12 protein-coding genes are annotated in these 14613 nt (G+C 63.7%); 9 read left to right on the top strand and 3 right to left on the bottom strand.

What is annotated here, in order from left to right:
• Positions 1–58: 58 nt before the first annotated feature.
• From YUO_RS0127315 to YUO_RS0127280, 8 genes are all read left to right on the top strand, one after another.
• Positions 59–817 carry an ABC transporter ATP-binding protein gene (locus tag YUO_RS0127315; protein WP_028350128.1) on the top strand — a complete coding sequence of 253 codons (759 nt, stop codon included), beginning with the start codon at positions 59–61 and terminating at the stop codon, positions 815–817.
• Positions 814–1530 carry an ABC transporter ATP-binding protein gene (locus tag YUO_RS0127310; protein WP_028350127.1) on the top strand — a complete coding sequence of 239 codons (717 nt, stop codon included), beginning with the start codon at positions 814–816 and terminating at the stop codon, positions 1528–1530. The genes YUO_RS0127315 and YUO_RS0127310 overlap by 4 nt, the downstream gene beginning before the upstream one ends.
• 69 nt (positions 1531–1599) lie before the next feature.
• Positions 1600–2376: an enoyl-CoA hydratase/isomerase family protein gene (locus tag YUO_RS0127305; RefSeq protein WP_028350126.1), complete on the top strand. Its 777-nt coding sequence runs from the start codon at positions 1600–1602 to the stop codon at positions 2374–2376.
• Entirely contained in the window at positions 2376–2831 is a 456-nt protein-coding gene (locus tag YUO_RS0127300) for a MaoC family dehydratase (RefSeq protein ID WP_028350125.1), read from the top strand. Before YUO_RS0127305 ends, YUO_RS0127300 begins: the two co-directional genes overlap by 1 nt.
• Positions 2832–2835: 4 nt before the next feature.
• On the top strand, positions 2836–3693 hold the full coding sequence (locus YUO_RS0127295; RefSeq protein WP_028350124.1) for an HpcH/HpaI aldolase/citrate lyase family protein: 858 nt from the start codon (positions 2836–2838) through the stop codon (positions 3691–3693).
• 209 nt (positions 3694–3902) lie between these two features.
• Positions 3903–4847 (top strand): DMT family transporter, encoded by a 945-nt coding sequence (locus tag YUO_RS0127290; protein WP_028350123.1) that lies wholly within the window; start codon positions 3903–3905, stop codon positions 4845–4847.
• Between the two features lie 246 nt (positions 4848–5093).
• Complete coding sequence (locus tag YUO_RS0127285; RefSeq protein ID WP_083754734.1) at positions 5094–7985, top strand: autotransporter outer membrane beta-barrel domain-containing protein; 2892 nt, start codon at positions 5094–5096, stop codon at positions 7983–7985.
• A 162-nt stretch (positions 7986–8147) separates the two neighbouring features.
• The gene (locus tag YUO_RS0127280) at positions 8148–9230 is read left to right on the top strand and encodes a zinc-binding dehydrogenase (protein WP_028350121.1); all 1083 of its coding nucleotides are present in this window, start codon (positions 8148–8150) and stop codon (positions 9228–9230) included.
• A 254-nt stretch (positions 9231–9484) separates the two neighbouring features.
• Here YUO_RS0127280 and YUO_RS0127275 read toward each other — a convergent pair whose 3' ends face one another.
• Positions 9485–10633: a DJ-1/PfpI family protein gene (locus YUO_RS0127275; protein ID WP_028350120.1), complete on the bottom strand. Its 1149-nt coding sequence runs from the start codon at positions 10631–10633 to the stop codon at positions 9485–9487.
• Between the two features lie 290 nt (positions 10634–10923).
• On the opposite strand from YUO_RS0127275, the gene YUO_RS0127270 reads away from it, so the two are divergent.
• Positions 10924–12363 (top strand): FAD-binding protein, encoded by a 1440-nt coding sequence (locus YUO_RS0127270; RefSeq protein ID WP_028350119.1) that lies wholly within the window; start codon positions 10924–10926, stop codon positions 12361–12363.
• Between the two features lie 156 nt (positions 12364–12519).
• On the opposite strand, the gene YUO_RS0127265 is transcribed toward YUO_RS0127270, so the two are convergent.
• Both YUO_RS0127265 and YUO_RS0127260 read right to left on the bottom strand, forming a co-directional pair.
• Positions 12520–13413, bottom strand: coding sequence for a LysR family transcriptional regulator (locus tag YUO_RS0127265; RefSeq protein ID WP_028350118.1), 894 nt, complete (start codon positions 13411–13413; stop codon positions 12520–12522).
• A gap of 736 nt (positions 13414–14149) precedes the next feature.
• Positions 14150–14611, bottom strand: coding sequence for an Lrp/AsnC family transcriptional regulator (locus YUO_RS0127260; RefSeq protein ID WP_028350117.1), 462 nt, complete (start codon positions 14609–14611; stop codon positions 14150–14152).
• Positions 14612–14613: the final 2 nt, after the last annotated feature.

Below are 14613 nucleotides of genomic sequence, written 5' to 3'. Positions count from 1 at the left end.
CGGGTCTGGTCCTTGCGGACCATCCCGGAATGACGGGGTGAGGGAGCGCACTTAGATCATGCTGGAGATACGCTCCCTTTCCAAGTCTTTCGGCGGCGTCAAGGCGACGGACAATGTCACACTCGACTTTGCAGATGGTTCGCTCACCGCCGTGATCGGCCCCAACGGCGCCGGCAAGAGCACGTTCTTCAACCTGATCACCGGCGCGCTGACGCCCGACGCTGGCCAGATATTGCTCAACGGCCTCGACTTGGCCGGGCGCACGCCGCCTGAGATCGTTCGCCACGGCATCGGCCGCGCGTTTCAGGTTGCGAGCATCTTCCCATCGCTGACGGTGCAGGAGACGATGCTGGCAGCGGTCTGTGCCGATCAGCGTAAAGCCAGCGTTCTGCACCGTCGCTTCCCGCTGGCCGAGACCCGCGACCGCGCCGAGCATGCGATGGAATTGCTGGGACTGGCCAACAAGCGAAACCGGACTGCGGCGACGCTGTCGCATGGCGACCAGAAGCTGCTCGATATCGCACTCGCGCTGGTGCTCGATCCCAAGGTGCTGCTGCTCGACGAGCCAACCGCCGGCATGGGCACCGAAGAACGCTGGCGGATGATCGAGAAGGTGAGGGAGCTCTGGGAGACGCAGAAGATCACGGTGGTGTTCATCGAGCACGACATGGATATCGTGTTCAAGATCGCGCCCGAGATCGTCGTGCTCTGCTACGGCCGCATTCTTGCAACCGGCAAACCGGATGCGATCCGCCGCAACGAGGCGGTGATCGAAGCCTATCTCGGCACCGAACACCATGCGGGGATCACTGTATGAGTGCGCAGCCGGTCGTGCAGGTCGAAGATCTCGACGTCTATTACGGCACCAGCCAGATATTGTTCGGCGTCGGCCTGTCGGTGCGGCAGGGCGAGACGATGGCGCTGCTCGGCCGCAACGGTGCCGGCAAATCGACCACCATCAAGGCCATCATGGGGCTCGCGCCGGCCCGCCGCGGCACGGTCACCTTGCAAGGCAGGGTTGTCTCCGGGCTGAAGCCGCATCACATCGCGCGCGCCGGCCTCGGCTTCGTACCGGAAGATCGCCAGATCTTCCCCGAACACACGGTCGAGGACAATCTGGTCATCGGTGCCAAGAAGGGTCCCAATGGCGAGGACGAATGGCCGATCCGGCGTATCTATGACGTGTTTCCGCTGCTGGAGCCGCTACGGCACCGGATCGCGGGAAGGCTGTCCGGCGGCGAACAGCAGATGCTGGCGATCGCGCGCACGCTGATGGGCAATCCCGCATTGCTGCTGCTGGACGAGCCGAGCGAGGGGCTGGCGCCGATCATCGTGCAGCGGATCGGCGAACTCTTGCGGCAGCTCCGTGGCACCGGAGCCACTGTGCTGATCGCCGAGCAGAACATGCATTTTTGCCTTGGCCTTGCGAGCCACGCGACGGTTATCGACAAGGGCCAGATCGTCTACACGTCCGGGATCGAAGAGCTGAAAGCCAACGACAATATTCGGCAGCGCTATCTCGCGCTGTAGCTTTCAGCCTAGCACTATCGACGATCTGGTCGAGGCCGGCGCGGTGCGCCGGGTCAGGGGAGGCACGGCATGAGTACCGATCTGGTTCGTTATTCCGTATCTAGCAATATTGCCGAGATCATGCTGGATCGCCCGCCGGTCAATGCACTCAGCATGGACCTGATCGATGCGTTGCTGGCGGCGCTTTCGAAGGCGAGGGACGACGAAGCGGTGCGCGCCGTCATCATTGGCAGTGCGCACAAGGTGTTTTGCGCCGGGCTCGATCTGGATATTGTTCGCGGCAAGCCCGGGATCGAGACCAAGAAATTCCTCGAACGGCTGTACTTCGCGCTCAACGATATCCAGTATCGCATGGGGAAGCCGACGATTGCTGCAGTCGACGGCGCGGTTCGCGCCGGCGGCATGACGATCGCGATCTCCTGCGACATGATCATCGCCGGGGAAGGCTGTACCTTCGGCTATCCCGAGATCGATGTCGGGCTGATCCCGGCCATTCACTTCGTGCAATTGCCGCGGCTGGTCGGCAAGCACCAGGCTTTTGGGCCGCTGTTTCTCGGCGAGCCTTTCGATGCCGCAACTGCCTTTCGCATGGGGTTGCTGAGTGAGGTCGTTCCGAAGGGAACCGCGCTGGATCGGGCGCGGGAGATCGCGCGCAAGCTTGCTGCCAAATCCCCCATCGTCATGAAGATCGGGCGCGATGCTTTCATGCGGGCGGTCGACGCCGATTTCCGCCGCTCGGTCGAAAATGCCGCCGAGAGCTTTGCACTCGTTGCAACGACGGAGGACTGTCAGGAAGGCTTGAATGCGTTCGTCGAGAAGCGAACGCCAAACTACAGGGGGCGCTGATGGCTGGATTGTATTTCGAGGAGTTCGAGGTCGGCCGCGAATTCCATCACGAGTTCAGCCGCACGGTGACCGAGATGGACAACACGCTGTTCAGTCTCCTGACCATGAATCCGCAGCCGCTACACATCGACGCGCATTTCGCCGAGAATACCGAATTCGGCCAGCGGCTGTTCAACAGCCTCTATACGCTCGGCATCATGATCGGCATGAGCGTCTACGATACCACGCTCGGCACCACGATCGGCAACCTCGGCATGACCGATGTGAAATTTCCGAAACCGGTATTCCACGGCGATACGCTCAGGGCGCATACCAAAATCATTTCCAAGCGTGAGAGCAAGTCGCGGCCGAACCAGGGCATTGTCGAGTTCGAGCACACCATGACCAATCAGCGCGGCGAGGTGGTGGCGAGCTGCCGCCGGACCGGCCTGATGCATTGCAAACCAAAGGCGTAAACTGATGCGATCGTTCCTGTTCGTTCCCGGCGACAGTCTGCGCAAGTTCGAGAGCGCCAAGAAGACCGCGGCCGACGCGCTGATCCTCGACCTTGAGGACTCGATTGCGCCGGATGAGAAAGTCGGCGCGCGGCGGATCGTGGGCGAGATGCTCGATGCCCGGAATCCGAACCAGAAGATGTATGTCCGCGTCAACGCGCTCGATACCGACTTGACGCTTGGCGACCTGGCCGCCGTCATGCCGGGCCGACCTGACGGCATCGTGCTGCCGAAATGCGCCGGCGCTGCCGACGTGAACCGTCTGTCGCTGTATCTCGATGCCTTCGAGGCCGCCGCCGGGATTGAGCAGGGATCGACGAGGATCGTCACCGTAGCGACGGAGACGGCGAGGGCGGTGCTCAAGTTGCTGGATTTCGAGAACATGAGCCCGCGGCTGTGGGGCATGATGTGGGGCGCTGAGGATCTCGCCGCGTCGCTCGGTGCGTCGCGCAACCGGACCGGCGGCCGCTTTCATGGTCCGTTCCTGCTGGCGCGCGATCTCTGCCTGATCAGCGCGGCCGCAGCGGGCGTCGTCGCTATCGATACCATCGCCACCGACATCAACGATCTCGACGCGCTCCGGGAAGAATCCATTGCCGCGCGACAGGATGGGTTCCTTGCCAAGGCGGTGATCCATCCCAAGCACGTCGATGTCGTCAATGCCGCCTTCATGCCGACCGATGAGGAAATCGCTTGGTCGGAGAAGGTCGTGAAAGCGTTCAACGACAATCCGACGTCAGGTGTCGTGAAGATCGACGGCAAGATGATCGACAAACCGCATCTGCGCGCCGCGGAGAAGATTTTGGCGCTGCGAGGACGGTAGCGCGCTCATCTGCGCAGTCCTTAACAAAGTATTGCCTTAACAAAGTGTTGCCATCGCGCCCTCAGCGCATATCGGCATCCTGTTTTCGGACCTAGTCGCATTGGGCGAATTGGTGTTTTTTACAACCTCGCCCGATTCGAAAATTGCTGCCTATCGAGATTGCCGTGACACCGCCCCCCGCCGCAGCCGCCAGGCTGGACAGCGTTCATCTGCCTTTGCCCGAAAAGAAGTCGACGATCCGCAAGGCGCCCGCGCGCGCCGATCGGCCGTTCAAGGGCATCGCGCTGGTGCTGGCCTCGACGGTATTTCTCGGCACCTCCGACGTCACGGCGAAATATCTGTCCGCGACCCTGCCTTCGATCGAGATCGCCTGGATCCGCTTCCTGGTGTTCGCGATGATCATGACGCCGGCGATGCTGCCGGGTTCCCCGCTCTATGCGCTGCAGACCAAACGCCGCGGCCTGCATCTGTTGCGCGGCGCGGCGCTGTTGGGCTCGTCGCTGTTCTTCATCTCCGGCCTGCGGTTTCTTCCCATTGCAGAGGCCTCCGCCACCGGCTTCGTCGCGCCGCTGTTCGTCACCGCGCTGTCGATCATCTTTCTCGGCGAGAAGGTCGGCCTGCGCCGCTGGATCGCGACCGGCGTCGGCCTGGTCGGCGTGCTGATCATTCTGCGTCCCGGCACCGGCGCGTTTCACCCCGCGGCGTTCTTTCCGCTGGTCTCGGCGCTGGCCTGGGCCTGCACGCTGATCATGACGCGGATGATGAGTGGCACCGAGCGCGCCATCACCACCATGACCTATTCGTCGATCGCGGGCCTGCTCATTCTTTCCGCGCTGGTGCCGTTCGTCTGGGTGACGCCGACCTGGCACGATATCGCCTTCGGCATCCTGATCGGCGTCGCATCGACCGCGGGGCAGTGGATCGTGGTGCTGGCGTTCCGCTATGCCGACGCCTCCGTGCTGGCGCCGTTTTCCTACACGCAATTGCTGTGGGTCAGCGTGCTCGGCTTTCTGATCTTCGGCGAAGTCCCGGATGCCTACACGATCACCGGCGCCGCCTTCATCGTCGCTAGCGGCCTCTACACCGCCCATCGCGAGCGGGTCCGCCGGTCGCAGCTCCTGACGGTCTCGGGCGAGGCGTCGCCCAACGCCTGATCCTGCCTTTCGTAGGACGCCCAAAACGTGGCGCGGGTGCCACAGCGACGCCGCAAAACGCTCGGTTGTGGCGCAGATCTGGCCGATTCAACCCCGCATCCGTAATTCTACGGCGGAACCCGTGTTAGTGGGTTCCGATGGCGCCAGCAGAGCGCCTGATAAAATGGGGTTCGGGCGTTGCTTTTTCAGTTGCCATCGTCGGCGCACGGCCGACGCCGCCGGGATGCGGCTGCGTGGGCAGTCGCGATGTCGGCGTTTCTCTTCGGTGCGTGCCTGTCGGCGGCACCCGCCAACGCGGCGTGTGCGCCCGATCCGGCGACGAGCGGCCAGACCGTCACCTGCAGCGGCAACACGCCCGGTGGCTTTCAGGCCGGCGGCGGCGTCAACAATCTCACCGTCAGCGTGCTGGAGGGGGCGAGCGTCAGCCACGGCGGCGGTGGCTCGGCCATCGGCGTCAATGACTTCAATACCGTTACCAACAGCGGAACGATCACCGGCGGGACATTGAGCACCGGCATCTTCGCCGGCGTGAACAACACGATTGTCAACGCCGCCTCCGGCGTCATTACCATGGCCGACCTAAGTCAGGGAATCTTCGTCGCCGGCAACAGCATGGTGACGAACGCAGGCCAAATCACGATCACCGCGCCCGGGCCGGCGGACGGCATCCTGGCGATCAACGACGACAACACCGTCAGCAACCTCGCCGGCGCAATCATTACCATATTCGGCCAAGCCTCCGGCATCTCGATGCAGGGCAATCGCGCCATCGTCAACAATGCCGGCACGATCAACGCGGGTCCCCTCAGCGTCGGAATCGATGTGTTCGGCAACGATGCCCTGATCACGAGCAGCGGCGTGATCAACGTCGCCAACAGCACCGCCGGGATCGTGGCGCAGGGCGATCGCGCCCTGATCACCCATTTCGGCACCATCAATGGCAGCACCGAGAGCGCCGGCATCGCCTATAACGGCTCGTCCGCCACGATCAGCAACAGCGGCCGTATCCTTCTCGGCGACGATACACTCGGCATTGTCGCCGATACGGTCGGCATCGTCGTGCTCGGCGATTCCAATACCATCACCAACAGCGGCACCATCACCGTCGGAATTGGCTTCGCCGCCGTAGGAATCGACGTCAGCAGTTTCAGCGGCAGCAACTCCATCATCAACACCGGAACGATCAACGTCGGCGCGGACGCGACGGGTATTTTACTCCAGGGCACCGGCACGGTTTTCAACTCTGGCACGATCAATGCAGCGGCTGGATTCGCGGCGATCGAACTCTGCGGCTGCGGCAACAGCACCCTGACGCTCGGGCCCGGCAGCGTCATCAACGGCCTCGTGATCGGCAACGGAACAGATACGTTGCAGCTCGGCGGTACCGGCAAGGATACCTTCAACCTCAGCCTGATCGGGGCGGGCCAGCAATATGACGGCTTCTCGATCTTCAACAAGGTCGACAGCTCGAACTGGACCGTCATCGGCACCGGCGCGCAGAACTGGAACGTGCTTGGCGGCACGTTCTCGGTCAACGGCGTCATCAATGGCCTCGTGACCGTGAACGCCGGCGGCACGCTCGGCGGCACCGGCACCATCGACAATGTCGTCGTCAATGGCGGCGCGCTGGCGCCGGGCAACTCGATCGGCACTCTCAATGTGGCGAGCAGCCTGACGTTCTCGGCGGCCTCGAGCTACATGGTCGAAATCTCGGGTACGAGCAGCGATCTGACCCGGGTCACCGGCGTGGCGACCCTCGGCGGCGCCACCGTCGTGGTCATTCCGAGCGGCACGGTGACGAAGCAATACACGATCCTGACCGCGACCGGCGGCGTAGCGGACACGTTCAACCCGGTTGTGTCAGGCGTTTCGCCGAACCTGAACCCGAGCCTCAGCTATAACGCCAACAACGTCTATCTCAATTTCGCGCTGAACTACGGTGGCGGCCTCAACGTCAACCAGCAGAACGTCGCCAACGCGCTGGCCAATTTCTTCAATACCACCGGCGGCATTCCGGCCGGTTTCGCCTCGCTCTCGCCGGCCGGCCTGACGCAGGTCTCCGGTGAGCTGGCGACCGGATCGCAGCAGGCGACTTTCGATGCCATGAACCTGTTCCTGTCGCTGATCTCGGATACGTTCGTGGCGGGCCGCAATGGCGGCCTCGGTGGCAACACCGGTGCAATCCCGTTCGCCGAGGAGAGCGCGCTCGGCTATGCCGCGAAGAAGCCCCGCGCCGCGCGCGATGCCTTTGCCAAATTCCCGACCAAGACGGACATCGCGCGCAACGATCTGTTCGACCAGCGCTGGAGCGTCTGGGGCTCCGCCTTCGGCGGCGGCAGCAACACGTCAGGCAATGCCGCGCTCGGCTCGAACGACGCGACCGCGCGCGTCTTCGGCTTTGCCGTGGGTGCCGATTATCGCCTCTCGCGCGACACGCTGGCAGGCTTTGCGCTTGCCGGCGGCGGCACCAATTTCAGCGTCTCGGGGTTCGGCTCGGGGCGCTCGGACCTGTTTCAGGTCGGCGCCTTCGTGCGGCACAATATGGGTCAGGCTTACGTCACCGCCGCTGCCGCCTATGGCTGGCAGGACGTAACCACGGAGCGCACCGTCACAGTGGCCGGCTTCGAGCGCCTGCGCGCCGAGTTCAACGCCAACGCTTATTCCGGCCGCATCGAGGGCGGTTACCGCTATACGACGCCGTGGATGGGCATCACGCCCTATGCCGCCGGCCAGTTCACCACCTACAGCCTGCCGGCCTATGCCGAGCAGGTGCTGGCGGGTGCCGGCACCTTTGCGTTGAGCTATGCGGCCAAGGACGTCACGGCCTCGCGCAGCGAACTCGGCGTTCGCACCGACAAGTCCTACGCCGTGCAAAATGGTGTCCTGATCTTGCGCGGCCGTGCTGCCTGGGCGCACGATTTCAATACCGATCGCAACGTCACGGCGCTTTTTCAGACACTGCCGGGCGCGGCCTTCGTCGTCAACGGCGCGGCGCAGGCGCATGATTCCGCGCTCGTCACAGGTGCGGCCGAGATGAAATGGCTGAACGGCTGGTCGGCTGCCGCGATCTTCGAGGGACAGTTGTCCGACGTCACCAGTTCCTACGCCGGCAAGGGCGTTGTCCGCTATTCGTGGTGATCCTCCCGCTAGCGTTTTCGAGCGAAAGCCTGCCCCGCACTTGCTGCGGGGTGGCCCCCGGTTCGCGTGAAGAAAACGCGTCAAAAAAATAGCGCATCGGTTCTGATTTCAATTAGAACCGATAGTGCTCTAAGGTGAGCAAAAATCACCGGGAGGATCTTTGTGCGCGCAGCCATTTTCCGCAACGGGGAAATTGTCGTCGACGAGATGCCGGAGCCGAAGCCCGGTGCCGGGCAGGTGCTGGTGAAGTCGCTGGCCTGCGGCATCTGCGGCTCCGACCTGCATGCGCGCAAGCACGCGCACCACATGGTGGAGCTCGCCAAGCATTTTCCGGGCCGCAAGCCGATGGACCTTTCGCGCGACGTCGTGTTCGGCCATGAATTCTGCTGCGAGGTGCTGGACTATGGTCCTGGCACCACGGGCAAGTTCAAGGCCGGCACCAGGGTTTGCTCGCTGCCGGCGCTGCTGACGCCGGAAGGCCCGAAGGGCATCGGCTATTCCAACGACAATGTCGGCGCCTATGCCGAGCGCCTGCTGCTCAGCGAAGCCCTGCTGCTCGAAGTTCCGAACGGCCTCGCCGCCGAGCACGCCGCGCTCACCGAACCGCTCGCGGTCGGCGTTCATGCCGTGGCAAAAGCCAACATCGCGGGAGGCGAGGTGCCCTTGGTGATCGGCTGCGGCCCGGTCGGGCTCGCCGTCATCGCAGCGCTGAAGATCAGGGGATTGCACCCGATCGTGGCCGCCGATTACTCGCCGGCACGCCGCGCGCTCGCCGAAAAGCTCGGCGCCGACGTTGTCGTCGATCCCGCACGCTCGCAGCCCTACGCGACCTGGGCCGAGCACGCCCAGATGTCGTCGGAGGAAAAGGCCGCGCGCCCACCGCTGCAGGCGCTGTTGCCGGCGCTGAAACCCGCGCTGATCTTCGAATGCGTCGGCGTGCCTGGCCTGATCCAGCAGGTGTTCGAGGGCGCGCCGCGCGATGCCCGCATCGTCGTGGTCGGCGTCTGCATGGAGACCGACCGCTCCGAGCCGATGCTCGGCATCCTGAAGGAGCTCAACGTTCAATACGTGCTCGGCTACACGCCCGAAGAATTCGCCTATTCGCTCCGCCTGATCGCGGAAGGGCAGGTGGACGCCGCCTCGATGGTGACCGCCACCGTCGGCATCGATGGTGTCGCCAAGGCCTTTGCCGATCTCGCCAACCCGGAAGTGCACACCAAGATCATCGTCGAGCCGTGGCGGTGAGGTGCTCGGGGCGGCGTGGCCGCGCTTAAACCCTCATGGTGAGGAGGCGCTTTGGCGCCGTCTCGAACCATGCGGCCCGCTGGTGGCATTCATCCTTCGAGACGGCGCTGACGCGCCTCCTCAGGATGAGGTCTGGGAGCGTGCCGTAGGGTGGGCAAAGGCGCGCAGCGCCGTGCCTACCATTCATCCACGATCTCGTTCGATGGTGGGCACGCCCCGGGCGCGCATTCGCGCGACCCGTCGCTTTGCCCAGCCTACGGCGCTGGACGCTTCGGATATTCCAACTGCATCGCGACGAAGTCGGCGGTATCTGTTCCGTAGCGCGCGGCAATGCCCGCAAGCGCGTGGTCCAGCGCTTCCGCTGGCTTGCGATCTGCGACAGACGGCAGTAATCGCGCCGCGGGCCAGTTCGCCGCGACCTGGTCGGGAAGTATCCGCAAGCCGCCGCGACTCTGCTGCGCGCCGGCCGCACTGGCGAACGTCACCGCCTGTGAGCGATAGGTTCGTGACCAGGCATCTGTGACGAGCGCCAGCGACACTTCGTCGACGCCACTCTTGAGCTCGATGCCGAGCCGCTCATGCGCCCAGAACGCGGCCGTGTTGCGGATAGCCGTCAGCGCAAATGGGCGCGTGAACTTGAATGCGTCGCTGTTGTGGCGCACATCCCACTCGGCGAGGCCGATCTCGCGGCCGACGGCGCGCGCCTTGTCGGGGCCGGCAATCGCCTCGATCAAGGTGAGCGACATCGGCATCGACGCCGTGATCCCGGTGGTCGTCGCCACGCCCTTGTCGACCACCAGCCGCCGGTCTTTGACGTAGCGCATAGTGGGATGCTTGCTGCGCAATTCCTTGACGGAATACCAGTGCGTCGTGGCCTGCCTGTCGTGCAGCAGCCCGGCATCGCCGACCACTTTGGCGCCGACGCAGACGCCAATCACGATTGCACCCTTGGCCGACTGGCTTCGGATCCATTGCAGCGCTTCGGGATCGTCGTCGCGGCTCATGGCGGGGACGATGACATAGTCGGCGCCGTCAGAATGCTGCGCATCGAACTCCGCCACGGTCGCCTGCGGTTCGACCTTGAGCGTGGGATAGAGCGTCACCGGCCCCGGTCTCGTCGCCAGCGTGACGACATCGGCGACGTCGGCGCGCTTGAGAATGCCATAGGGCATGAGATAGTCGGTGGTCTCGGTGGCGTCGTTGATCCCGATAATGGCGATCAGCGGGCGCTGCCGCTTCGGCGGCTTCAGTGCCGCGATCGTCGCATCGCGCTCGTCGGGCGCGATCGCCGGCGGGGCCGCGGCCGAGGGCGCCGGTGGCAACGAGAAAATCCAGGCTCCGCCGATCACGGCGACAAGCGCGACTGCGCCGAGCGCACTCCACAATACACGTCGCGAATTCATCGGTTTGCCGGCACGCGCCTCACTCATATCGACCAACCGCACTCTACAGCCGCAGTCATCCGCCTGAAATGACGTAAATCCGGCGAAAACGGCCATGCGCGGAGAGATGCGAGACGACAATCTCGTGTCCCGGACGCGGCGCAGCGTCCGGGGAACGCAAGGTGAGAGATCGCGGCCGGGATTCTCCCGGTTTTCGGGAATGTCCATCCGGCGTGGCAGTCATTGTCTCATGCCGGGTGAGGCCGCAGCTTTGGGGGTGAGCATCACGGCCTCTGGACAAGGAGGGCTTCATGCCGTCGGACAGACGTATGTTCTTGGGCGCGGGCCTCGGCGTCACCGCTGCGCTCGCTTCGCACGCCAGCGCCTTGGCAGCATCGGCACAGGCGGCGTCGGCAGACGGTCCGCATCTGCCTGCCAATGTCCGCCTTGAGCCGGAGGTGCGCGCCGCCGCAGCCCATGATTTTGGCCGCCTCATTCACAAGCAACCGCGCGGCGTGCTCAGGCCCACATCGAGCGCCGACATTGCGGGCCTGATGCGCTGGGCCAGAGGCGCTGATGTCAAGGTGGCGGCGCGCGGGCAGGGCCACTCGATCTTTGGCCGCTCGCTGTCCGAGGACGGCGTCGTAGTCGATATGAGCGCGATGAACGCGATCCGCGAGATCCAGCACGATCGCGTCGTGGTCGATGCCGGAGCGACGTGGAAAGATCTGCTCGACGCGACCCTGGCGCAGGGACTCACGCCGCCAGTGCTGACCAACTATCTCGGCCTATCGGTCGGAGGAACGATCGCGGTGGGCGGCATCGGCGCGACGTCATCCCGGCATGGCATGCAAACCGACAACGTCATCGCGCTGGACGTGGTGACGGGTAATGGCAATGAACTGAGTTGCTCGGCGGCCGCTAACGCCGATCTCTTCGACGGCGTCCGCGCCGGCCTAGGCCAATGCGGCATCGTTGCGCGGGCAACGCTGCGTCTGGTGCGCGCTCCCGAGCGTATCAGGCGCTTTCAGCTCTTCTACCGCGATTTGTCATCGCTGACGGCGGACCAGCGGCGCGTGCTGACGGAAGGGCGCTTCGACCAGTTGCAGGGGGCCATTCTTCCCGATGGCAGCGGCGGTTGGCGGTACCAGCTCGACGGCGCGATACCTTACGGCAGCGGCTCGGCTCCCGATGACAAGGTGGTGCTTTCCGGATTGTCGGATGAGCGCGGCGCCGCCGTCATCGCCGACCTGACCTATCGCGAGGATGCCCTGGCGTTTGGAAAATTCGAAAATCTGCTGCGCTCCAAAGGCCAATGGTCCAATCCGCAGCCCTGGTTTTTGACGTTCCTGCGCGGCAGCAACGTCGAACGGGTCGCCGGCGATATTCTGGCTGGCCTGAAGGGCGATGCTGTTGGTCCGTTCGGGCGGATAACTCTCTACCCTTTGCTCACGCGGGCGTTTCATACGCCGCTGGTTCGCCTGCCGAAGGAAGACATGGTCTTCGTCTTCAATCTCATTCGCATCCCCGCAACGAACGATGTGGCGGTGGCGGAGCGGATGGTTGCGGAAAATCGTACGCTCTACGATCGCATTCGCGAAGCCGGCGGCGTTCAGTATCCGGTCGGTGCCTTCGCCATGTTGCCTGGCGATTGGGAGGTTCACTTTGGATCAAGCTGGCCGCAGTTTCGCGAAGCCAAGCGGCGCTACGATCCACAACATCTGCTGGCGCCCGGATATAATGTATTCTGACGTGCGGATTAGTCCCTCATGGTGAGGAGCGCCAACGGGTCCGCGCATAGCGCGGCCCGATGAGAGGCTCCGCGCGTCTCGAACCATGAGGCCCGGCTGGTGGCCTACATCCTTCGAGACGCCGCTTCGCGGCTCCTCAGGATGAGGGATTGAGAGCTAAAGCAGATCGGTCTTCAGGCTGCTCGCCAGAAAATCCGAGAAACGCCGGACGCGCTCCAGCGGCGCCCGTGTCGGCGGCCAGACCAACTGGATCTGCATTCCTTCGGTTTCGAATTCCGGCAGAACGATCGTGAGCGCGCCCTGCGCGACGAGATCGCTGATCTGCCACAGCGGCAGCCGGGCAAGGCCGGTGCCTTCGCGCGCGGCAGCCCGGATCGAAGCGGCGCTGTTCGAACGAAAGCGGCCGTGCACCCTGATCGACTGCAGCCGGCCGTCGATCCGAAACGGCCATTTGTCGATGACCTCGGCGCCGGCCCGCAAGATGCAGGCGTGCTGCTCGAGCTCGCCTGGATGCTGCGGCCGGCCATGCTCGGCGAAATAAGACGGGGCGCCGACGACGACCACGCGCAGTGTATGCAATCGGCGGGCGATCAGGGATTCATCGGCGGAGTCGCCGATCCGCACGGCAATATCGAGGCCGTCAGCAACGAGATCGACCTGCTCGTCGGAGGCGCGAAGCTCGACATCCACGTTGGGATAGAGTTTTAGAAAACGGCTGACGATCGGCGCCACATAGGACGACGCAAACAGAATGGGCGCACCGATTTTCAACGGCCCCAGAATTTCGCCGCGCAGATTGGCTGCCTCGGCCCGCGCCTCGATGATTTCGGCAACCGCCGGCTTGATGCGTTCGTAAAATACCCGCCCAGCCTCGGTTGGCTCCGACCGCCGCGTGGTGCGTTTCACGAGCTCGACGCCGAGCGCGCGTTCCAGCGCCATCAGCGATCGATTGAGCGATTGCAACGGGCGCCGAAGATGACGTGAGGCCGCCGCCTGGCTGCCCTTCTCGATGACTGCGAGGAAGGCTTCGAGATCGTCCAACCGTTCCAATTCGATATACCGTGTCTGATATACCGCCCCTTCGGATGCTGCATCGAACATCCAGCGATTGCAAGGTTGGCAGGGACGGCCAGGCAAATCACTTCTGATTTTCCGAAATCGTGTCAAGCCCGTGAATCAAAAATATTTCGCTTCACGCGAGAGGCAAATCAGCCGCATATTCCGCCCGTCTCACCCGATGGAGGGGCGGCTCGCGATCGTCACGACCGTGCGGTGAGATGCGATGGACGCTGATGGCGCGCTGGACGTACGCGCCGGAAGCGTACGGCGAAGTCGTGTGGTTCGGGCGCCGCGGTGCTGGCGTTAAGTCCTTAAGAAGCGAAGCTTCTCAGGGGCGACGGAGGCAAAAGAGCCGTTCTCCGGGAAGAGCACGAAGTAAGCCGTAAAGCCATTGCGCAGGGAAGGCCGGGATGCTCCCGCTGTACCTGTATGCTCGTGTGCGCTTTTGCTATGCGCAATTGCACACGAGACCGCGGGTGCAGCCAGCACCCGGTCTTCCCTGCGCCCTCTATCTTCAGAAGGGCAAAAGAAGATGCAAACCTCGGGCACATCGTGCCGCGAGAACGCGGAGTCATATTTTGTATCGCAACCATCCCCATCTCCGTCGTCCCTGCGGACGCAGGGACCCATACGCCGCGGCGGATGTTGTCTTGCGGGGATGGTCGACGACTTTCCCTCAACGATCAGCAGCGGTGGTTATGGGTCCCTGCGTTCGCAGGGACGACGGCTACACCGGCAGCGCGATCGAATACTTCACCTGGCTCAGCGCAAAACTCGACTCGATGGATGCGATGCCGTCGAGCCGTGTCAGCTTGGTCTTCAAGAACGCTTCATAGGAGGAAAGGTCGGCCGCCACGACGCGCAGGAGGTAGTCGCGATTGCCGGTCATCAGATAGCACTCCAGCACCTCGTCCCACTTCGAAATCGCCTTGGCAAAGCGGTTGAGGTCTTCCTCCTTCTGCCGCGCCAGCTTGATCGAGATGAAGACGCTGACATGCAAACCCAACGATTTCTGGTCGACGGTCGCGATGTAGCGGGTGATGACGCCGCGCTCTTCCAGAAGCTTGACGCGGCGATGGCAGGGCGACATGGACAGGCCGACCTTGTCGGCGAGCTCCTGCATGGTCATGCGGCTGTCGGACTGCAGCAGGGCAAGAATCTTGCGGTCGATGGCGTCGAGGGAGGGCATTG

It is taken from the genome of Bradyrhizobium murdochi, assembly GCF_000472965.1.
Classification (GTDB): Bacteria; Pseudomonadota; Alphaproteobacteria; order Rhizobiales; family Xanthobacteraceae; genus Bradyrhizobium; species Bradyrhizobium murdochi.
Note: the sequence above shows the minus strand (reverse complement) of the source record. Positions and strands in the feature narration are given on the sequence as shown.

What these genes read in the sequence shown, in the direction of transcription:
- YUO_RS0127315 (WP_028350128.1), top strand. Translation starts at nt 59, where the DNA reads ATGCTGGAGATACGCTCCCTTTCCAAGTCTTTCGGCGGCGTCAAGGCG.
- YUO_RS0127310 (WP_028350127.1), top strand. Translation starts at nt 814, where the DNA reads ATGAGTGCGCAGCCGGTCGTGCAGGTCGAAGATCTCGACGTCTATTAC.
- YUO_RS0127305 (WP_028350126.1), top strand. Translation starts at nt 1,600, where the DNA reads ATGAGTACCGATCTGGTTCGTTATTCCGTATCTAGCAATATTGCCGAG.
- YUO_RS0127300 (WP_028350125.1), top strand. Translation starts at nt 2,376, where the DNA reads ATGGCTGGATTGTATTTCGAGGAGTTCGAGGTCGGCCGCGAATTCCAT.
- YUO_RS0127295 (WP_028350124.1), top strand. Translation starts at nt 2,836, where the DNA reads ATGCGATCGTTCCTGTTCGTTCCCGGCGACAGTCTGCGCAAGTTCGAG.
- YUO_RS0127285 (WP_083754734.1), top strand. Translation starts at nt 5,094, where the DNA reads ATGTCGGCGTTTCTCTTCGGTGCGTGCCTGTCGGCGGCACCCGCCAAC.
- YUO_RS0127275 (WP_028350120.1), bottom strand. Translation starts at nt 10,633, where the DNA reads ATGAATTCGCGACGTGTATTGTGGAGTGCGCTCGGCGCAGTCGCGCTT.
- YUO_RS0127270 (WP_028350119.1), top strand. Translation starts at nt 10,924, where the DNA reads ATGCCGTCGGACAGACGTATGTTCTTGGGCGCGGGCCTCGGCGTCACC.
- YUO_RS0127260 (WP_028350117.1), bottom strand. Translation starts at nt 14,611, where the DNA reads ATGCCCTCCCTCGACGCCATCGACCGCAAGATTCTTGCCCTGCTGCAG.